This window comes from Mesorhizobium sp. WSM4306, assembly GCF_007003975.1.
Classification (GTDB): domain Bacteria; phylum Pseudomonadota; class Alphaproteobacteria; order Rhizobiales; family Rhizobiaceae; genus Mesorhizobium.
Window position 1 is genome coordinate 541,521 of record NZ_VFTC01000001.1, and the last position, 19,467, is coordinate 560,987.

At 62.6% G+C, this 19,467-nt stretch carries 16 protein-coding genes and 2 pseudogenes; 2 read left to right on the forward strand and 16 right to left on the reverse strand.

Annotated features, from left to right (window positions below; genetic code table 11):
- Positions 1-39: 39 nt before the first annotated feature.
- Positions 40-162 (reverse strand): annotated as a pseudogene (locus FJV77_RS02760) (IS110 family transposase); the annotation flags it as partial.
- 25 nt (positions 163-187) lie between these two features.
- Positions 188-595, reverse strand: a complete 408-nt coding sequence (locus tag FJV77_RS02765) for a helix-turn-helix domain-containing protein (protein WP_142865307.1) — start codon at positions 593-595, stop codon at positions 188-190.
- Between the two features lie 136 nt (positions 596-731).
- Between FJV77_RS02765 and FJV77_RS02770 the strand changes: the two genes are divergently transcribed.
- On the forward strand, positions 732-1,622 hold the full coding sequence (locus FJV77_RS02770) for an SDR family oxidoreductase (RefSeq protein WP_142865308.1): 891 nt from the start codon (positions 732-734) through the stop codon (positions 1,620-1,622).
- 66 nt (positions 1,623-1,688) lie between these two features.
- On the opposite strand, the gene FJV77_RS02775 is transcribed toward FJV77_RS02770, so the two are convergent.
- The 3 genes from FJV77_RS02775 to FJV77_RS02785 all read right to left on the reverse strand — a co-directional run bounded on the left by FJV77_RS02775 (position 1,689) and on the right by FJV77_RS02785 (position 6,504).
- Positions 1,689-3,608 carry a potassium transporter Kup gene (locus tag FJV77_RS02775; protein ID WP_142865309.1) on the reverse strand — a complete coding sequence of 640 codons (1,920 nt, stop codon included), beginning with the start codon at positions 3,606-3,608 and terminating at the stop codon, positions 1,689-1,691.
- Between the two features lie 159 nt (positions 3,609-3,767).
- A complete protein-coding gene (locus FJV77_RS02780; protein WP_142865310.1) occupies positions 3,768-5,681 on the reverse strand; it encodes a potassium transporter Kup in 1,914 nt (637 codons plus the stop codon).
- Between the two features lie 82 nt (positions 5,682-5,763).
- The gene (locus tag FJV77_RS02785; protein ID WP_142865311.1) at positions 5,764-6,504 is read right to left on the reverse strand and encodes a pyridoxine 5'-phosphate synthase; all 741 of its coding nucleotides are present in this window, start codon (positions 6,502-6,504) and stop codon (positions 5,764-5,766) included.
- A 112-nt stretch (positions 6,505-6,616) separates the two neighbouring features.
- On the opposite strand from FJV77_RS02785, the gene FJV77_RS02790 reads away from it, so the two are divergent.
- On the forward strand, positions 6,617-7,036 hold the full coding sequence (locus tag FJV77_RS02790) for an STAS/SEC14 domain-containing protein (RefSeq protein WP_142865312.1): 420 nt from the start codon (positions 6,617-6,619) through the stop codon (positions 7,034-7,036).
- A 6-nt stretch (positions 7,037-7,042) separates the two neighbouring features.
- Here FJV77_RS02790 and FJV77_RS02795 read toward each other — a convergent pair whose 3' ends face one another.
- The 11 genes and pseudogenes from FJV77_RS02795 to FJV77_RS02845 form a co-directional block, all read right to left on the reverse strand.
- Positions 7,043-8,170, reverse strand: a complete 1,128-nt coding sequence (locus tag FJV77_RS02795) for an ATP-dependent RecD-like DNA helicase (RefSeq protein ID WP_142865519.1) — start codon at positions 8,168-8,170, stop codon at positions 7,043-7,045.
- 165 nt (positions 8,171-8,335) lie between these two features.
- Positions 8,336-9,235 (reverse strand): annotated as a pseudogene (gene fusA / locus FJV77_RS02800) (elongation factor G); the annotation flags it as partial.
- 105 nt (positions 9,236-9,340) lie between these two features.
- Positions 9,341-9,691, reverse strand: a complete 351-nt coding sequence (locus FJV77_RS02805) for a nitrile hydratase accessory protein (protein ID WP_142865314.1) — start codon at positions 9,689-9,691, stop codon at positions 9,341-9,343.
- Positions 9,678-10,337 carry a nitrile hydratase subunit beta gene (gene nthB / locus FJV77_RS02810; protein WP_142865315.1) on the reverse strand — a complete coding sequence of 220 codons (660 nt, stop codon included), beginning with the start codon at positions 10,335-10,337 and terminating at the stop codon, positions 9,678-9,680. The genes FJV77_RS02805 and nthB overlap by 14 nt, the downstream gene beginning before the upstream one ends.
- Positions 10,334-10,939 carry a nitrile hydratase subunit alpha gene (gene nthA, locus FJV77_RS02815; RefSeq protein WP_142865316.1) on the reverse strand — a complete coding sequence of 202 codons (606 nt, stop codon included), beginning with the start codon at positions 10,937-10,939 and terminating at the stop codon, positions 10,334-10,336. Before nthA ends, nthB begins: the two co-directional genes overlap by 4 nt.
- 64 nt (positions 10,940-11,003) lie before the next feature.
- Positions 11,004-14,168 (reverse strand): efflux RND transporter permease subunit, encoded by a 3,165-nt coding sequence (locus tag FJV77_RS02820; RefSeq protein ID WP_142865317.1) that lies wholly within the window; start codon positions 14,166-14,168, stop codon positions 11,004-11,006.
- Positions 14,165-15,451 (reverse strand): efflux RND transporter periplasmic adaptor subunit, encoded by a 1,287-nt coding sequence (locus FJV77_RS02825; RefSeq protein ID WP_142865318.1) that lies wholly within the window; start codon positions 15,449-15,451, stop codon positions 14,165-14,167. The genes FJV77_RS02820 and FJV77_RS02825 overlap by 4 nt, the downstream gene beginning before the upstream one ends.
- A 220-nt stretch (positions 15,452-15,671) precedes the next feature.
- The gene (locus FJV77_RS02830; protein ID WP_142865319.1) at positions 15,672-16,142 is read right to left on the reverse strand and encodes a nucleoside deaminase; all 471 of its coding nucleotides are present in this window, start codon (positions 16,140-16,142) and stop codon (positions 15,672-15,674) included.
- A 94-nt stretch (positions 16,143-16,236) separates the two neighbouring features.
- Positions 16,237-16,833: a LysE family translocator gene (locus FJV77_RS02835; RefSeq protein WP_142865320.1), complete on the reverse strand. Its 597-nt coding sequence runs from the start codon at positions 16,831-16,833 to the stop codon at positions 16,237-16,239.
- A gap of 95 nt (positions 16,834-16,928) precedes the next feature.
- Positions 16,929-17,501 (reverse strand): acetolactate synthase small subunit, encoded by a 573-nt coding sequence (gene ilvN, locus FJV77_RS02840; RefSeq protein WP_142865321.1) that lies wholly within the window; start codon positions 17,499-17,501, stop codon positions 16,929-16,931.
- Positions 17,502-17,576: 75 nt separating this feature from the next.
- The gene (locus tag FJV77_RS02845) at positions 17,577-19,358 is read right to left on the reverse strand and encodes an acetolactate synthase 3 large subunit (RefSeq protein WP_142865322.1); all 1,782 of its coding nucleotides are present in this window, start codon (positions 19,356-19,358) and stop codon (positions 17,577-17,579) included.
- Positions 19,359-19,467: the final 109 nt, after the last annotated feature.

The following is a 19,467-nucleotide window of genomic DNA, read 5'->3' on the forward strand; positions in this document are numbered from 1 at the left end:
CTTTTCCTTCGCGTCTTGTTTGATTGCCTCCGAACTAGATCACGCTGCGGCGCTGATCGGCGCCCGGCAGGTTCCTCCGCGCGTCATGATCGCCCAGGCCACGCGCGCCGTCCGGTTGGCGGCAGCCACCGTTACGAGACGTGCCGGTTTGCGCGCCAGCAAAAGCCGGATCTATATTCGCCGTAACTTATTGAGCGGCGTCGAAAGCAGCCCGTGCCTCACGCACCGCATCGTGGTTGAGTTCGGCCCACAAGATCAATTGATGAAAGGCGCCGAACATCGAGCGCCCGAGATCGGTCAGGCTGTATTCGACGCCCGGTGGCTTGGTCGGGAACACCTCACGATGCACGTAGCCATCGCGCTGCAAATCATGCAGCGTCTGGGTCAGCATGCGCTGCGAAATGTCGGGCACAAGGCGCCGCAACTCGCCGAAGCGATAGGGTTGTTCAGCCAACGCCATCATCAGCAGCGATCTCCATTTGCCGCTGAAGCCCTGGATGACATCACGAACCGGACAATTGGCAATATTGCCGCCGTCGCTGATCGCTTTGTAGATCTCCATCTTCGATTTCAGATTGATGACCTTGCCGTCCATGGCTGGTTCCCTGCGCGTACCTACCTCCCGAAAAACTGCCTTCTTTACGGCACCGGGTCAATTCCTATTTTAGTGCTGGTCTCTTTTTGAGACCGACAAAGCACCCGCCACATCGGCGCAAAATCAGGATTTCCCGATGACCGAAACCCTTCTCGTCACCGGCGCCTCCGGCCAGCTTGGCCGGAGCGTCATCAACCACCTGCTGGACACGCAGAAGGTTCCCGCGAACCGGATCATCGCCACCACCCGCACGCCTGCCAACCTTGCCGATCTCGCGGCGCGCGGCGTCACCGTCCGGGCGGCCGACTTCGACGATCAGGCCTCGCTTGCCAAGGCCTTTGCCGGCGCCGACCGGGCACTGATCATCTCGACTAATGTAGTCGAGGTTCGGGGAAAGCGGCGCGAACAGCAGCTGGCGGCCGTTGCCGCAGCCAGGCAGGCAGGCGTCGGCCATTTGCTCTACACCTCGATGCCCAATCCGGAGCCGGGCTCGCCCGTGGTTTTCGCGCCGGACCACTACGACACCGAACAGGCCATCAAGGCGAGCGGCATCCCTTATACAATCTTCCGCAACGGCTGGTATGACGAGAACCTGTTCATGGCGCTGCCGCAGGTCCTGTCGTCGGGCCAGTGGTACACATCTGCCGGCGACGGCGCCATTTCCTACGGCACGCGCGACGACTTCGCGGCGGCTATCGCTGCCGGGCTTGGCTCGGAAACAGGCGAGAGCACGACCTACACGCTGACAGGCCCCAAGGCGTACACTGCCGCCGAGGTCGCGGCGTTCGTCACCGAAGTCACCAGCAAGCCGATCCAAGTCATCCAGCTGTCCGACGAAGCCTTGACCGAGGGCATGAAGTCGGCCGGCTTGCCCGAATCCTTCGCCAAGGTCCTGGTCTCGTTCGATGCCGCCGCGCGCGCCGGTCACCTCGGCATGGTGACCGATGCAGTCGAAAAGCTTTCAGGCCGCAAATCGGTCCCGCTGAAGCAGTTTCTGGAGACGAACAGGGCCGCGCTGGCAGGCTGAGCCGCGACAGTGTTGCAATGCGACTTGCAAAGGCCATGCCGCTGGCGCGGCCTTTCTTTCCAACTGTCAGATCGCGACCTGCGTGCCGATTTCAACCACGCGCCCGGTCGGGATCTGGAAATACTCCGTCGCATCGGCCGCAGTGCGGGCGAGCCCGATGAACAGCTTGTCCTGCCACACTGGCATGCCGGAATTGGGCGAGGCCTTGAGCGAGCGCCGCGACAGGAAGAACGAGGTCGTCATGATGTCGAACTTCCAGCCCTGCTTGCGGCAGATGGCGAGCGCGCGCGGGATGTTGGGCTGTTCCATATACCCGAACGTCAGCGTCACCCGCATGAACAGGTCGTTGACCGTCTCCATCTTGACCCGTTCGCTGTCGGGCACAACCGGCTGCGGCGCGGTAACCACCGAGAGAATGACGTTCTGCTCGTGCAGCACCTTGTAGTGCTTCAGGCTGTGCATCAGCGCGGTCGGCGCGCTCTGCGGATCGCTGGTCAGGAACACGGCGGTGCCGGACACCAGCTGCGGCTTCTTCTTCAACAGATTGCCGGCGAGGAAATCGAGCGGGATCTCGTTGCGGCGGGTCTTGTCGAAGAGATAGCGGCTGCCGCGCACCCAGGTCCACATGCCGAGCACGATGGTAAAGGCCACCGCCAGCGACGCCCAGCCGCCTTCGAACACTTTCACGATATTGGAGGCAAAGAAGCCGACATCGATAAACGCGAACACCGACGTCATCGCCACCGCCACCCACAGCCGCCATTTCCAGATGCGCGTCATGACGACATAAAGCAGCACCGTCGTCACCAGCATGTTGCCGGTCACCGAGATGCCGTAGGCCGACGCCAGCTTGCTGGATTCGCCGAAGCCGACCACCAGCATCATCACCACCAGCGCCAGCAGGAGGTTGACGCGCGGCATGTAAATTTGGCCGGATTGCTTTTCCGACGTGTGCAGGATTTCCAGCCGCGGCAGCATGTTGAGCTGCACCGCCTGCCGGGTCAGCGAATAAGCGCCCGAAATCACCGCTTGGCTGGCGATGACCGTCGCGGCGGTTGCCAGCACCACCATCGGGATCAGCGTCCAGCCCTCGTTCATCTCGAAGAAGGGATGGCCGACAACGCCATTCTTGGCCAGCACGAAGGCGCCCTGCCCGGCATAATTGAGCAGCAGGCAAGGAAACACGATGGCCAGCCAGGCCAGCACGATCGGCTTGCGGCCGAAATGGCCGAGATCGGCATATAGCGCCTCGGCGCCGGTGACGGCGAGGAAGATGGCACCGATGGTGACGAAGGCAACGTCCGGCGAATGGATCAGGAAGGCGACGATGTAGTGCGGGCTGATCGCCCACAGAATTTCCGGATCGGCGACGATGTGATTGAGGCCGGAAAGGCCGATGGCCAGGAACCACACCGCAGTCACCGGGCCAAACACCAGTCCCACGCCGCCGGTGCCGAAGCGCTGCACCGCAAACACCATGGCGAGGATGACAAGCGTCAGCGGCACGACATAGGGCTGGAAGGCCGGGGTGACGACATTCATGCCCTCGACCGCCGAAAGCACCGAAATCGCCGGCGTGATGACGGCATCGCCGAAAAACAGCGAGGCGCCGACGATACCGACGCCAAGGATCAGCGCCGAGCGCGTCGGGAAGGTGCCGCGCGCCAGCGCCATCAGCGACAGCACGCCGCCCTCGCCGCGATTGTCGGCACGCAGGACGAACATGATGTATTTGATGGTTACGATGATGGTCAGCGACCAGATGATCAGCGACAGCACGCCGAGAATGTCGCCGCGCTCGGCGATGTTGCCGCCGGACGAGGCATGCAATGCCTCGCGGAACGCGTAGATCGGGCTGGTGCCGATATCGCCATAGACCACGCCGAGCGCGCCCAGCATCAGCACCTTGGTGCTGTGCTGCTCGATTTCGGGATGGCTCTGATGTTCGACGGGTTCTGCCTCACTACCAGTATTGGTAAGGGCCATGGACGACACTCCGATAAGCGCGCGGTCCTCTACGCTTGCTGCGATGCAATATCAAGTGCCGTAACGTTATGGCTCTCATGCTTGCAGCGCGGGGCTTCTCGCGAGCTGCACCTTTATGGCAGCTTCGCAGCCTCGGCGGACTCCGGCGAAGAACATCTGTCAGATGGCGACTTGCGTTCCGATTTCAACCACGCGTCCGGTCGGGATCTGGAAATACTCCGTCGCGTCGGCCGCCGTGCGGGCCAGCCCGATGAACAGCTTGTCCTGCCACACCGGCATGCCGGAATTGGGCGACGCCTTGAGCGAGCGCCGCGACAGGAAGAACGAGGTCGTCATGATGTCGAACTTCCAGCCCTGCTTGCGGCAGATGGCCAGCGCGCGCGGGATGTTGGGCTGTTCCATATAGCCGAAGGTCAGCGTCACCCGCATGAAGAGGTCGTTGACCGTCTCCATCTTGACCCGCTCGCTGTCAGGCACCAGCGGCTGCTGCGCCGTCACCACGGAAAGGATGACGTTCTGCTCGTGCAGAACCTTGTAGTGCTTCAGGCTGTGCATCAGCGCGGTCGGCGCGCTTTGCGGATCGCTGGTCAGGAACACGGCGGTGCCGGACACCAGCTGCGGTTTCTTCTTCAACAGATTGCCGGCGAGGAAATCGAGCGGGATTTCGTTGCGGCGGGTCTTGTCGAAGAGATAGCGGGTGCCACGTATCCACGTCGACATGATCAGCCCCATCAGACAGGCGACCGTGATCGATACCCATCCGCCTTCGACGATTTTTACGACATTTGCGAGGAAGAACCCGCTGTCGATCGTGCCGAACAGCAGCGCCAGCCCCAGCGCCAGCGCAAGCTGCCATTTCCACAATTTGCGCATTACCACGAAGAGCAGGATGGTCGTCATCAGCATTTCGCCGGTCACCGAAATTCCGTAGGCGGAAGCCAGCGAGCTCGAACTGCCGAAACCGACCACCAGCAGCATCACTCCGAGGGCGATCAGTAGGTTGACGCGCGGCATGTAGATCTGGCCGAGTTGCATTTCGGATGTGTGCTGAACCTCGATGCGCGGCAGAAGATTGAGCTGCACGGCCTGACGGGTCAGCGAAAAGGCCCCGGAAATGACCGCCTGGCTGGCAATGACGGTCGCGGCAGTCGCCAGGCCGACCATCGGCACCAGAGCCCAATCCGGCAGCATCTGGAAGAACGGATTGGTTGGCCTGCCGCCATTGGCCAGCACAAAGGCGCCCTGACCGAAATAGTTGAGCAGAAGGCACGGGAAGACTATGGAAAACCAGGCCAGTACGATGGGCTTGCGGCCGAAATGGCCGAGATCGACATAAAGCGCCTCGGCACCGGTCACCGCCAGGAAGACGGCGCCGACGGTTACGAACGCGGCGGTGGGCGTGCCGGCGAGATAGGCGATTGCATAATAGGGATTGATCGCCAGGAGCACGGATGGATCGTCCGTCAGGTGATAGAGCCCGGCGACGCCGATCGCCAGGAACCATAGTGCCGTAACCGGCCCGAACACGGCGGCCACTTTTCCGGTGCCGAAGCGTTGCACCGAAAACAGCACTGCCAGGATGATCAGCGTGATGGGAACCACATAGGCGTCGAGCGTTGGCGTCACCACCTCCAGGCCTTCGACCGCCGAAAGCACGGAGATGGCCGGCGTGATGATCGCGTCGCCGAAAAACAGCGCCGCCCCGCAAAGCCCGATGGCGAGGATGAGCGTGGCACCTTTTGGATAGGCACTGCGCGCCAACGCCATCAGCGATAGCGTGCCGCCCTCGCCCTTGTTGTCGGCCCGCAGCACGAAGGCGACATATTTGATCGTGACGATGATGGTCAGCGCCCAGACGATCAGCGAAAGCACGCCAAGCACGTCGCTGCGCGTATCGGTGCCGGGCGATGCGTGGAGCGCCTCGCGGAAAGCGTAGATCGGACTGGTGCCGATATCGCCATAGACCACGCCGATCGCGCCCAGCATCAGCACCTTCGTGCTGTGCTGTTCGATCTCGGGATGGCCAGATTGTTCGACGGCTTCTGCCTCGCTGCCAGAATTGGCAAGGGCCATCAACGACACTCCAATAAGCGCGCGGCGTCTGCTCGCGATGCAGTAACCGCCGCGTGACGCCAGTCGCGCGAGGCTGCCGTCATCACCACCCACAGGCCTTCAGGAACCGGCCCACCGTGCCGGCCATGCCATACTCCAACGCATCGGCTGTCAACCCATGTCCGATAGACACTTCGGCCAATGCCGGGATGCGCTTTGCCAATGCCGGCAAATTGCTCACAACCAGATCGTGCCCGGCATTGACTGCAAGCCCGGCGGCGAGTGCGGCGTCAGCGGTTTTTCCCAATCTTTCCAATTCCTTCTGCGCCTTGGCGGAATCGGAATGGTAGCCCCCGTACGGCCCGGTGTAGAGTTCGATACGGTCGGCGCCGGTGTCGCGCGCGGCATTGACGCCGGCGGGGTCGGGATCGGAAAACAGCGACACGCGAAAGCCCCCCTTTTTTAGGCGCTTGACGATCGGGTTGAGGAACGCGGCCTCGGCGGCAAAGTTCCAGCCATGGTCGGAGGTCGCCTGCGCCGGATCGTCGGGAACCAGCGTCACCTGTTCGGGCTGGTGCTTTTCCACCAGCACCAGGAAATCCTCGGTCGGATAGCCTTCGATGTTGAATTCCGCCTTAGGGAACTCGTCGTCGATCAGCGCCCGGATCTCCGGCAGGTCGGAATGCCTGGTGTGGCGCTCGTCCGGCCGCGGATGCACTGTCAGCCCGTGCGCGCCGGCGGCGAGGGCCAGTCGGCCGAGCCCGGTGATGCTCGGCCATGGCAGATCGCGGCGGTTGCGCAGCATGGCGATGGCGTTGAGATTGACGGAAAGCTTTGCGGGCATGGCGTGAGGTCCGGCTGTTTGTGCAGCGCATCTATACTGCCTTTGACGGGAACAGACAGGGGGTTTCGGGTGTTCCAGTCATGACATCTGCTCGCAGAGGGAGGCCCAGCCAATGAATTTTCTCCAATCCGTACCGGCGATCCGCCGTATCGAAACCGACCGTGAGGATCTTTTCGCCATCGACGTTGTCGGCCATATCTCGGCGGCAGACGGTGAAAATCTTTTTGGATTGCTGGAGGCCGCCTACGCGCTTCACCCGCGAATCGACGTATTGATGCGGCTGGTCGATCACGAGGGTGTCGACTGGGCGGATGTCGCCGACGAGACGCTGAAACAGGGCACGGTGCACGCCCTGGAGCATGTCGCCCGCTGCGCGACGATCGGCGAGCCGAACTGGATAGCGGATGCGCAAAGCTTCCTTTCGGCTTCGTCACCCATCGAGTTCAGGCATTTCAAGGCCGAGGACGAAGGGGACGCATGGCGCTGGCTGGGCGCGACGCCACTCAGCCCTGCTACGCCAGCTGCTACCTGACGCCAGCTATCTAACGATGGTCAGCCGCTCGGCGGCGCGGGTGATGGCGGTGTAAAGCCAGCGCTGGCGGGTTTCCTTGAACGCCCAGCTCTCGTCGAACAGCACGACGTCGTTCCATTGCGAACCCTGCGCCTTGTGCACGGTCAGCGCATAACCATAGTCGAAATCGTCGAAACGCTTCTTCTGCTGCCAGGGGATATCGGCGTCGGGGTCCTCGAAAGCCGCCTTGAGCAGCTTGATCTTGGCGACGCCACGGTCGGGATCGTCCTCTTCGGGCGAGACCAGCAGATTGATGCCGGGTTTTATCGTCTCGCGCGACGAGGTCATCACCTTCCACAGCGAGCCGTTGAGCAGGCCCTTGGCCGGATCGTTGCGCAGGCAGACCAGCTTGTCGCCGGCTTGCGGATAATCGGCATTGAAACCTTTCAGCTCGCGCAGGCGCTGATTGTAGCGGCGCCGCGTGCGGTTGGTGCCGACCAGCACCTGGTCCGCCTTCAGCACCAGCTCCTGGGTGACGTCCTCCTTGCCGATCACCTGCGCGGTGCCGTAGTCGCCGCGCATGAATTCGCGGCCTTCGCGCACGTCGAGCGCCAGCTGGATGATCGGATTGTCGCGCGCCTGTCGGTGGATTTCGGTCAAGAGCACATCCGGCTCGTGCTCGGTAAAGAAGCCGCCGCCCGAAATCGGCGGCAGCTGCGCCGGATCGCCAAGCACCAGGATCGGCGTGCCGAAACTGAGCAGGTCGCGGCCGAGCTGCTCGTCGACCATCGAGCATTCGTCGATGACGACCAGCTTGGCGCGCGAGATCGGGCTTTGCCGGTTGAGCGAAAAGGTCGGCGACATCGAGGTCTTGCCGGTCACCTCGTCGGCAATCGATTCCTCGCCTTTCGGCCGGTAGATCAGCGAATGGATTGTACGGGCATTGACGGCGCCCTTGGAGCGCAGCACCTGCGCCGCCTTGCCGGTGAAGGCGGCGAACTGCACCTGCCCGTCGACATGTTCGGCGAAATAGCGCGCAAGCGTCGTCTTGCCGGTGCCGGCATAGCCGAACAGCCGGAAGATCTGCGGCCGGCCCTCCTTGAGCCAGCGCGCAACCGCTTTCAGAGCCTCGTCCTGTTGGGGAGAAAATTCCATCAGCGCGACAGACCGGATTCGCAAGCGAAAGACAAGATTGGCCGCCATGTCGACCGTTGTCGGTGGCAATCGCTGGCGCCTCCGACAAAGTCAGGTTATCAGCGACAAACCGGAACGTAAAGAGAACAGAATGCAGTGCCTTGGTTAGCTCCGACGAAGAACAAGTCAGCCGTAGGCAGCCACTGCCGGCGGCGGCGGGTCGCGGTCAGGCATCGGAACAGGCGCGTAGTGGTCGAATTGCATCGTGTAGGCCGCACTGTCCAGGCTCATCGAGCGCAGGTTGTCGACATACTTGAACATGTTGGCCAGCGGCACCATCGCGTTGATGACGGTGGCCTCGCCGCGGCTTTTCCGACTCCGGACCAGACCGCGACGACCGTGCAGGTCGCCGATTATGCGCATGACATAGATTTCCGGCGTCACCACCTCAACCTTCATGATCGGTTCGAGCAGATGAACGCCGAGCTTGGGTGCAGCTTCACGGAAGCAGGCGCGGCCGGCGACCTCGAAAGCTTTGGTCGAAGAATCGGTGTCATGAAACGCGGCGTCGATCACCGTCGCCTTGATGCCGACCATCGGGAAGCCTGCGAACGGACCCGAGGACAGGACGCTGCGCACGCCCTTTTCGACACCCGCAACGTATTCGTTCGGAACCGCACCACTAGCGACTCTTGACCCGAAAACGAAGTCCAAGTTGTCCTTGTTTGGCTCAAACAGGATCTTGACGCGGGCAAACTGGCCGATGCCGCCGGACTGCTTCTTGTGCGTGTAATCCTGCTCGTGCGTGCGGGCGATTGTCTCGCGATAGGCCACCTGCGGGGCGCCGACATTCACACGCAACTCAAACTCGTCGCGCAGGCGATAGACGATGAGATCCAGGTGAAGCTCGGTTTTGCCGGAGATAATCGTCTGTCCAGATTCCTCGTCCCAGGTGACACGAAAGTCGGGATCCTCATCCGCAAGGCTCGACAAGGCGACGCGCAGATTGCCCTCATCGGCCTTTGACTTCGGCTCGATCGCGATTTGCAGCAAAGGCCATGGTGCGGAAGGCTTTTCCATCATGACAATATGCTCGCCGGAAGCACCAATATTTGCAACCGGGCGCCGCAGCGAAATACAAACTAAGATAAAGAAGGCTGAACTGAGTGACTTGGTCCCGCAGGCCGTAGCCTATTCTCGGAACGCTGGATCGTTCTCCAACAAAATCGGCTTGCCGTGCGGCGTTGCATGCGCGGCGCGTTCCCAGGCAGCTGCAAGCGTGTCGACATCGCTTTTTCCCGCGACGCCCTTGGCCGCCAGCAGGCTTTCCAGCGCCGCCAGCCAATGCTCGTAATAATCATGTCCGTCGCTGGCCGCGTCCGGCTTCTTCACTTGCGCCGACAGCGCATCGGCCCATTCGCTCCACGAAAACAGGCCTTTGTCGTGCAGCGCCACCGTCATGGCGAAGGCTTCGGCCTGCCACGGCTCTGAAAACACCGGCTCGTCGAAACCTCTAGGCAATGCGCCTTCATGCCGGCTCAAGATAGCTCTCCCAGGCATCGATCGAGACGGTGAGCGTCGGGTCGGCGCCCTCGCCCCAGAGTTCCGAGCCCGCAAAGACCACGGTATAGACCCATTGCGGGTTTTCGCCCTTGCCATGCGCGTTGCTGTCGGGAAAGACGAAACCGTCGCGCACCGCCTCGATCACGCCCTGCTTATCGCGCGCATAGCGCGGCAGCCTTGTATGGCCGGTGGGATTGAAATTCTTCGTCCGCACGGACTGCCCTGCCTTGAACCGGGCAGGCGTCGCGACCGGCCGGTCGCATGAACCGCCTTTGGCCAGGACTGCCGGCACGTTCTCCGCCTTCAGCACCCTTTTGGGCGTCGCTGCCGGATCGACGGCCTTGCCGGCCGCAAGATCGCGCTCGCTGACGAAGCCATGGCGCTTCAACAGCACCTCCAGCGCCTTGATCCAGATCTGGTAGTAGCTCGACGAATAATAAACGGCCGGATGCAGCGATTCCCGAGCGTGCCTGCTCTCGTCGATATTCCAGGCGCCCATGGCGCCGGCCGTCAGCGTTACGCCAAGCGCCCGCCTCTCCCAGTCGCTATGGAAATAAGGCTCGTCCTTCTCCGGCGCGACCGGCCCGAACCCCATCTGCCCCCCGAGATCCTGCGGCCCGTTCATGCCGGCTCCTTGGCAAGCGCTGTGCCGATCATCGCATCGCGGCTGACCAGTTCGGCCAGCCGTTCCTCGTTCCAGCCCTCGGTGTTTTCAGGCCGCATCGGCACCACGAGATAGCGCAGCTCTGCCGTCGAATCCCAGACGCGGATCTTTTTCTCCGCCGGCAAGGTCAGGCCGAACTCTTCCAGCACGCCGCGCGGATCGATCACCGCGCGCGAGCGGTAAGGCGGCGCCTTGTACCAGACCGGCGGCAGGCCGAGCACCGACCACGGATAGCAGGAGCACAGCGTGCAGACGACGAGGTTGTGCGTCTCTTCCGTGTTGAACACCGCCTGCATGTGCTCGCCCTGGCGGCCGGTATAGCTCAGCGAGGCAATCGCTTCCGTCGCATCGCGCTTCAGCCAGTCTGCATAGGCGGGATCGCTCCAGGCCTTTGCCACCACCCGCGCGCCGTTGCGCGGCCCGATCTTGGTCTCATAGGTATCGACGATGACGTCGATCGCCGCCGGATCGATCAGGCCTTTTTCGGTGAGGATGGTTTCCAGCGCGCGCACCCGCGCCGCAAACGGGTCGAGCTTGTTGTCGTGGTCATGATCGTGGGACATGACCGCAGATTAGGATTGCCCGCTCTTGGCTGCAAGCATGACAGCTTGGGCCACGGGCCGCTGCCTACTCGGCGGCGGCCTTTTGCGGTTCGACAAGCCGGTCCTCGGGGCCGAACAGCGAGCCCTGCTCGCCGCCCTCGACAGCATGCAGCGCCGGCCGGCTCTTTTTCGAGGAGAAGAAGCGCATCAGCCAGCCGGAGAAATTCTCGAAATAGACGTAGATCACCGGCGTGACGAACAACGTCAGCGCCTGCGAAGCGAGCAGACCGCCGACAACGGCGACACCGAGCGGCTGGCGCAACTCAGCACTTGCGCCTGTGCCCAGCGCGATCGGGAACGTGCCCATCAGTGCCGCCAGCGTCGTCATCATGATCGGCCGGAAACGCATCAGGCAGGCCTTGTGGATGGACTCCTTGGCCGACACGCCGTCTCGTCGCAGTTCCAGCGCGACGTCGACCATCATGATACCGTTCTTCTTGACGATGCCGATCAGCATCAGGATGCCGATCACCGCGATGACGGACAGGTCCATGCCGGCAAAGCGCAGGGCCACCACTGCGCCGAGCACCGCCGAAGGCAGGCCGGTCAGAATCGTCAGCGGATGGATGAAGCTCTCATAGAGGATGCCGAGCACGATATAGATCGTCAGGATGGCGCCGCCGATCAGCAGGCCCTGATTGGCCAGCGAATCCTGGAAGGTCTTGGCGGTGCCGGCGAAGCTGGTCGAGATCGCCTTCGGCATGCCGATCCGCTCCTTCAGCGTGTCGATGCGGGCCGTACTGTCGCCGAGCGCCACGCCTTGCGGCAGATTGTAGGAGATGGTCACCGCCGGAAGCTGGCCGAGCTGGTTGACCGTCAGGGCGCCGGCCGTGCGGTCGACGCGGGCAAAGGCGCCAAGCGGCACCAGGCTGCCGCTCGCCGTCCTCATCTGGATGGCGAGCATGCGCTCCGGCGACCATTCGATGTTGGGATCGAGCTCGGTGATAACTTCATAGCTGTCGGCCGAACCGAAGATTGTCGAAACCTGGTCGGTGCCGAATCCGCCATAGAGGGCGGAGCGCAGCGTGTCGGTGTCGATGCCCAGCTGAGCGGCCTTGTCGCGGTCGACCACCAACGATGCCTGCAGGGCATTGTTCTGCAGGTCGCTGGTGACGTCGGTGAAATTCGCATGGTCGGCCGCCATCGCGTCATTCAGCTTCTGCGCCCAGATGTCGGTCTGGCCGGTATCGAGGCCTTGCACGACCAGCTGGTAGGCGCTGGCCGATGACCGCGAACCAAGCCGCAGGTTCTGCACCGGCTGCATGTAGGTCTCGATACCCGCCACGCCGGCCAGTTGCCGCCTTAGATCCGCAAGCACCTTCTGGATATCGGGGCGCTGGTCCTTGCCCTTGAGCTGGACGAAAAGCTGCCCCTGGTTGAGCGCATTGCTGCCGCTGCCCGCCGACCACGCCACATGATCGACATAGGACGAATGCGAGAAGACACTGGCCACCTGCCCCTGCAGCTTCGACATGGCGTCGAACGAGATGTCCTGGCGCGCGATCGTCGTCACCGAGATCTGGCCGATATCCTCCTGCGGGAAGAAGCCCTTCGGCGACACCTCGATCAGCCACACCGAGCCTGCCGCGGTTCCGAGAAAGACGAGGAATACCAGGAAAGTGTGGCGCAGGCAGAAGGTGAGAAGCCGGTCATAGCCGCGTGTGACCAAGTCCTGCTTGTGGCCATGGCCATGCTTGTCTCGATCGGCTCTCGTCACCGACAGGAGCCGCGAGCACAGCATCGGCGTCAGCGTCAGCGACACGAACATCGACGCCAGGATGGCAACTGTCACCACCACGGCGAACTCATTGAAGATGCGGCCGATGACGCCGCCCATCAAAAGCACCGGGATGAACACCGCCACCAGCGAGATCGAGATCGAGATGATGGTGAAGCCGATCTCGCGTGCGCCTTTCAGCGATGCGTCAAAGGCCGACAGCCCATCCTGCTCCATGTGGCGGAAGATGTTCTCCAGCATGACGATGGCATCGTCGACGACGAGGCCGACGGCAAGAGTCAGGCCCATCAGCGATATGTTGTCGATGGAAAAGCCGAACAGGAACATCGCGCCCAGCGTGGCGATCAGCGAGATCGGGACCGCCACGGCCGGGATGATCGTTGCCGTCACCCGGCGCAGGAAGACGAAGATCACCATCACCACCAAAGCGATGGTCAACAGCAGCGTGAACTGCACATCGTCGACGGCCTGGCGGATCGAGGTCGAACGATCGTTTAGCAGCTTGATCTGGGCGGCGGCCGGCATCTGGTCCTGGAAGGACGGCAGCATCGCCTTGACCTTGTCGACGACGTCGACCGTGTTGGCGTCGGGCTGGCGCTGCACGGCCATGATGATCGCGCGCGTACCATCGTACCAACTCGCCGTCGTCGTGGTCTGCACCGAATCGACGACGCGGGTCACCTCGCCCAGCCGCACCGGGTGGCCATCCTTGGTGGCGATGATGAGGTTGGAGAACCCTGCGGCGTTGGTGAGCTGCGTGTTGGCGGTGATGGTCAGCTGCTGCTTGTCGTTCTGTAAGACACCGAGCGGCGTGTTGCTGTTGGCAGACGCGATCGCCGTCTGCAGCTGGTCGATCGAAATGCCGCGAGCGGCAAGCGCGGTCGGATCGATCTGGATGCGCACCGCATATTTCTGCTGGCCGAAGATCGAGACCTGCGCCACGCCGTCGATGGTCGACAGCGAGGGCGAGATGACGTTTTCGGCAAAGGCATCAAGATCGGTCAACGGAACCGTGTCGCTGACCAGTGACATCAAAAGGATCGGCGCGTCGGCCGGATTGACCTTGCGGTAGCTCGGCGGCGACGTCATCTCCGGCGGCAGTGATTTCTGCGTACGCGCGATCGCCGCCTGCACGTCGGCGGCGGCCGCGTCGATGTCGCGGTTGAGCACGAACTGGATGGCGATCGAGGTCTGGCCGAGCGAGTTGGTGGTCGAGATCGAATCGATGCCGGCGATCGTCGCGAACTGCTTGATCAGCGGCGTCGCCACCGAGGTCGCCATGGTTTCGGGCGAAGCGCCAGGCAGCGACGCCGAGACGTTGACGACCGGAAATTCAGCACTTGGCAGTGCCGCCACGGGCAGGAATTTATAGGCAAACAGCCCGCCCAGCACGAGGGCGAACGACATCAGCAGTGTGGCGACAGGCCTGCGTATGCAGAATTCGGAAATCATTGGGCGCCAGCCTTGTCGGCTTGCGCGACCTTTGGCGCGGCCTGATCCCCGCCAGCCGCCTTGCCCTCATGCACGGCGGCGCCGTCCTTCAGCCTGGTCTGGCCCTCGACGACCACCTTCTCGCCCGACTTGACGCCCTCGCTGATGGCGCTGTTTTCGCCTTCGGTCAGCGCCACTTGCACCGGCCGCATCTCGACCGTGTTGTCCGGCTTGACCACGTAGACGAAGGGGCCCTTCTGGCTGGGCTGGACCGCGACCGTCGGAACCGAGGTCATCTGCGGCATGATGCCGGCGTCAAGGATGACGTTCACATACTGTCCGGGCCATAGCGACAGATCGGCATTGGGTATGCTTGCCCGCGTCGCAATGGTTCCGGAAGCCGTGTCGACGCTGGAATCGACGAAGTCGAGCGTGCCCTTGCCGATCGGCGTCGGGTCGCCGTCCTTGGTCAGCGTGACCGCGCCCTGCTGCGGGTTGGCCAGCGCCTTGTGCAGCAGCGCCAGATTGCTTTCCGGCAGGTTGAAGTTGACCTGCAGCGGATCCATCTGGGTGACAGTCACCAGCGGCGTCGCCGTGGTACTGTTGCCGTTGCTGACGGTGACAAGGTCGCCAACCGAGACGTTGACGGCGCCCAGCCTGCCCGAGATCGGTGCCATGATCGTTGCGTAGCTCAGCTGGACGGTATCGGCATCGATCGTCGCCTTGTCGGCGTCGATGGTTGCGGCCGCCGCCTTCTGCGCGGCCAGCGCCTGATCGTAGGTCTGCTGTGTGCCGGCCTGCTTGGCGACCAGGTCCTTGGCGCGCTGCAGATCGGCCTGAGCGCTGACCAGCATCGCCTGGTCCTTGACCAGCGTCGCCTGGTCCTTGGCCAGTTGCGCCTTCAACGACCGGTCGTCGAGCGAGAACAGCAGATCGCCGGTCTTCACCATCTGCCCGTCCTTGACGTCGATCGACACGATCTGGCTAGACACGCGCGCATTGATGTTGACCACGGCCGGCGACGAGACGAAGCCGATGGCATAGCGGCGGATCGGGAAATCGGCAGTAGTCGCGGTGGCTGAAACGATCGAGGCCGAACGGGCGGCATTGCCGCCGGCACCGGATTTGCCCGCAGCCTTGTCAGCCGAAGTCTTGTCCGTCGCAGCCGGCTTGTCCGCCGCTGTCTGCCTGGCGCCCGGCAGCATCTGCTGCAAACTGCTCATCGCCGCCGGCGAAAAATAGACCCATGCAGCGGCGACACAGGCCGCTGCCACCACCACCGCCAGAACGACTTTCCCGCGCATCGACTACAAGCCCCATGATCCGACACGCCGAACCCGGTGGTCTCATTCTAACGCAAATCACGGCGCCTTGCCGCGATTTTGCCGAAGTAGATAGGACACCCCTTTGTCGGAAAAGGGCCAAAACGCGGCATTACGAAGATTTAATGTGCACTGCACAATGAATGGGCAGCCGGTTCATGATCACGAGCCGGCGCCTGTCGTGGGCCTCGATAGCTGGTCTCTAAGCTTTGCCCAGATGCGTCGGCCAGAATTCCTGATGAACTTCGGCGGCTTCGTCTTCGAGGTAGGGGCCAACCACAGTGACGATGCGCGCGCCGGTTTGCAGCACCGCTCGGCTCGGCACGTTCAACCCGATCCCAGCGATCTCGCCAAGCCGCGCCTCGGAGCACGCAAAGACCATGCGCCCGATGCCCGACCAGTAAATTGCCCCGGAGCACATCGCGCACGGTTCCGTGCTGGTGTAGAGCGTGCAGTCAGCGAGAAAAGCAGTCTCGTAGCGCTGTGCCGCCAGCTTAATCAGGTTCATCTCGGCGTGGTTCGTCATATCGTGGCCGGTGAAGACGCTGTTTTCGGCGCGCAAGATTACTTCGCCGTCCTTCACCAGCACCGAGCCAAACGGTTCGTCGCCGCGTTCCATCGCGGATTTCGAGAGCGCAATCGCCTCGCGTAGAAACGGCGCGTGGCTTTCCATTCGAGTCCCCCCAAAAGGCTAGATGATTTTGTCTTGAATCAGGGGGATTTCCAAGGGGCCGCAATCAGATTCAAGTCGGCCATCGATCAATGAGCTAGCGGAGCATCGGCCAGAGCGTCGCCGCGAGCAGCACGCCCATGGCGATGTTGAACCATTTGAGCCGCACCGGATCCGACAGGAAGCCACGCAGCGCTGTGCCGAATCCCGCCCACACCGAAACGCTCGGCAAATTGACGATGGTGAATGCTAGTGAGATCAGCGCCACCGACAGGAATGGGTGGTCGGGATTGGTGTAGACAGCCATGGCCGTGATCGCCATCACCCAGGCCTTGGGATTGACCCACTGGAAGGCGGCGGCATCGATGAAGCGCATCGGCTTGGCCTCCGTCTCGCCCTTGCCGCTGAGCGAACGCGACATGGCGATCTTCCAGGCGAGGTAGAGCAGATAGGCAGCACCCGCGATCTTGAGTGCGGTGTGCAGCGCCGGAAACGCCGTCAGCACCGCGCCGAGGCCGAAGCCGACGGCCAGCAACAGCACGCAAAAGCCAATGCTGATGCCCAGCATATGCGGGATCGTCCGCACGATGCCGAAATTGACGCCCGATGCCAGCAGCATGAAGTTGTTCGGGCCCGGCGTGATCGAGGTCACCAGGGCGTAGAGCAGCAGGGCAAGGAAGGCGTCGAGGGTCATGACGGCTCACAAAGGTCAGCAATGCTGACTTAAATCGACCGGGCGCCGGACGCAAATTCATTCGATTGGTCCAATGCGCCCGCCGCCCGCACTGCCTACATGCCTTGCGGGCCACGGTTCATGGCCGCCACGCCGGTGCGGCAGATTTCGACCAGGCCAAGCGGCTTCATGATGGCGATGAACTGGTCGAGCTTCGAGCCCTTGCCGGTGATCTCGAAAATGAAATGCTCGGTGTTGGCGTCGATGACCGAAGCACGAAAAGCATCCGCCAGGCGCAACGCCTCGACGCGGGTCTCGCCGGTGCCGGCCACCTTGACCAGCGCCAGTTCACGCTCCAGCGGCCTCTCCTGGCCGAGCTCATGCGAGCGTACGGTGAGGTCGACGACGCGATGCACCGGCACGATGCGCTCGAGCTGGTGCTTGATCTGCTCCATCACATGCGGCGTGCCGCGCGTCACGATGGTGATGCGCGACAGATGCTTTTCATGCTCGGTCTCTGAGACGGTGAGGCTCTCGATGTTGTAGCCGCGGCCGGAAAACAGGCCGATGACGCGGGCAAGCACGCCCGGCTCGTTGTCGACCAGCACGGAGAGCGTATGGTTCTCCGGCTTCTCGGTTTCCTTGGCGATGAAATAGGCGGAGCCGGTCGGTTGTAGCTGTGCGTTCATGACATGAATCTCGATTTCAGACTTTGAGCTAATTCTCTGTTTGCGCACGGCTTCCAAGCCCTGCCTTGGCTTGTCCTAGACCAGTTCCCTGCCCTTGGCGTCGATGGCGTTGGCCACCGCCTCGTCGGTCGCCTCGTCGGGCAGGAGCATTTCATTGTGCGCCTTGCCCGACGGGATCATCGGGAAGCAGTTGGCGAGCGTGGCCACGCGGCAGTCGAACAGCACCGGCTTCTTCACCGCGATCATCTCCTTGATCGCGTCATCCAGCTCGTCCGGCTTCTCGCAACGAATGCCGTGGCCGCCATAGGCATCGGCCAGCTTGACGAAGTCCGGCATCGCCTCGGTGTAGGAATGCGACAGCCGGTTGCCGTGCAGCAGCTGCTGCCACTGCCGCACCATGCCCATATACTGGTTGTTGAGGATGAAGATCTTGATCGGCGCATCGTGCTGCACCGCAGCACTCATCTCCTGCATCGTCATTTGCACCGAGGCGTCGCCGGCAATGTCGATGACCAGCGCATCGGGATGCGCGATCTGCACGCCGAGCGCTGCCGGCAGGCCGTAACCCATCGTGCCCAGGCCGCCTGATGTCATCCAGCGGTTCGGCTTTTCGAAATGATAGTGCTGCGCCGCCCACATCTGGTGTTGGCCGACCTCGGTGGTGATGTAGGTGTCCCTGTCCTTGGTCAGTTCGTAGAGCCGCTGGATGGCGTATTGCGGCATGATCACGTCGTTGTTCATCTTGTAGGCGAGTGAATCGCGCGCGCGCCATTTGGCGATCTGCTCCCACCAGGGAAAGAGCGCCTTCTTGTCGGCCTTGGCGCTTGCCCGCCACAACCGCACCATGTCCTCGAGCACGCGGCCGACATCGCCGATGATCGGCACGTCGGTGTGGACGTTCTTGTTGATCGACGACGGGTCGATATCGATGTGGATCTTCTTCGAGTTCGGCGAGAACGCGGTCAGCCGTCCGGTAATGCGGTCGTCGAAACGCGCGCCGATGCAGATCATCACGTCGCAATCGTGCATCGCCATATTGGCTTCATAGGTGCCGTGCATGCCCAGCATGCCCATCCAGTTCTTGCCCGATGCCGGATAGGCGCCGAGCCCCATCAGCGTCGAGGTGATGGGGAAACCGGTGAGGTCGACCAGTTCGCGCAGCAAATGGCTCGCTTCCGGGCCGGAATTGATGACGCCGCCGCCCGAATAGATGATCGGCTTCCGGGCAGCTGCCATCAGTTCGACCGCGGCCTTCACCTTCTCCAGATCGCCCTGGACCTTCGGCTGGTAGCTGGTGCGCGGCGCCGTCTGCGGCGGCACATAGATGCCCTTGGCGAACTGCACGTCCTTCGGAATGTCGACCACCACCGGGCCGGGACGGCCGGTCGTGGCGACATGGAAAGCTTCGTGGATGGTGGCGGCGAGTTCGTTGACGTCCTTCACCAGCCAGTTGTGCTTGGTGCAGGGCCGCGTGATGCCGACCGTATCGCACTCCTGGAACGCATCCGAGCCGATCAGCGAGGTCGGCACCTGTCCGGTCAGGCAGACCAGAGGGATCGAATCCATCAGCGCGTCCTGCAGCGGCGTCACCGCATTGGTGGCGCCCGGCCCCGATGTCACGAGCAGCACGCCGGCCTTGCCGGTCGAGCGCGCATAGCCTTCAGCGGCATGGCCGGCGCCCTGCTCGTGACGGACCAGAATATGCTCGACCTCGTCCTGCTGGAAGATTTCGTCGTAGATCGGAAGCACCGCGCCGCCGGGATAACCGAAGACATGCTTGACGCCATTGTCCTTCAGCGCCTGCACCACCATTTCGGCGCCAGTCATTTCACGCCGCTCACTCTGTCCGTTGCTCATCGGTCCTGTCCCGTACTGTCCGCCATTGGGCGATTGCTGGTCGTTTAGTCGTGTTTCGGGCAATAAAAAAGGCCCCCGAGGGAGCCTGTGTGTTGCGCATGGGAGGTTT

Bases quoted from the DNA above. Each gene is read 5' to 3' on its own strand.
- FJV77_RS02765 (WP_142865307.1), bottom strand. From the start codon at position 595: ATGGACGGCAAGGTCATCAATCTGAAATCGAAGATGGAGATCTACAAA.
- FJV77_RS02770 (WP_142865308.1), top strand. From the start codon at position 732: ATGACCGAAACCCTTCTCGTCACCGGCGCCTCCGGCCAGCTTGGCCGG.
- FJV77_RS02775 (WP_142865309.1), bottom strand. From the start codon at position 3,608: ATGGCCCTTACCAATACTGGTAGTGAGGCAGAACCCGTCGAACATCAG.
- FJV77_RS02780 (WP_142865310.1), bottom strand. From the start codon at position 5,681: ATGGCCCTTGCCAATTCTGGCAGCGAGGCAGAAGCCGTCGAACAATCT.
- FJV77_RS02785 (WP_142865311.1), bottom strand. From the start codon at position 6,504: ATGCCCGCAAAGCTTTCCGTCAATCTCAACGCCATCGCCATGCTGCGC.
- FJV77_RS02790 (WP_142865312.1), top strand. From the start codon at position 6,617: ATGAATTTTCTCCAATCCGTACCGGCGATCCGCCGTATCGAAACCGAC.
- FJV77_RS02795 (WP_142865519.1), bottom strand. From the start codon at position 8,170: ATGGAATTTTCTCCCCAACAGGACGAGGCTCTGAAAGCGGTTGCGCGC.
- nthB (WP_142865315.1), bottom strand. From the start codon at position 10,337: ATGAACGGGCCGCAGGATCTCGGGGGGCAGATGGGGTTCGGGCCGGTC.
- nthA (WP_142865316.1), bottom strand. From the start codon at position 10,939: ATGTCCCACGATCATGACCACGACAACAAGCTCGACCCGTTTGCGGCG.
- FJV77_RS02820 (WP_142865317.1), bottom strand. From the start codon at position 14,168: ATGATTTCCGAATTCTGCATACGCAGGCCTGTCGCCACACTGCTGATG.
- FJV77_RS02825 (WP_142865318.1), bottom strand. From the start codon at position 15,451: ATGCGCGGGAAAGTCGTTCTGGCGGTGGTGGTGGCAGCGGCCTGTGTC.
- FJV77_RS02830 (WP_142865319.1), bottom strand. From the start codon at position 16,142: ATGGAAAGCCACGCGCCGTTTCTACGCGAGGCGATTGCGCTCTCGAAA.
- FJV77_RS02835 (WP_142865320.1), bottom strand. From the start codon at position 16,833: ATGACCCTCGACGCCTTCCTTGCCCTGCTGCTCTACGCCCTGGTGACC.
- ilvN (WP_142865321.1), bottom strand. From the start codon at position 17,501: ATGAACGCACAGCTACAACCGACCGGCTCCGCCTATTTCATCGCCAAG.
- FJV77_RS02845 (WP_142865322.1), bottom strand. From the start codon at position 19,358: ATGAGCAACGGACAGAGTGAGCGGCGTGAAATGACTGGCGCCGAAATG.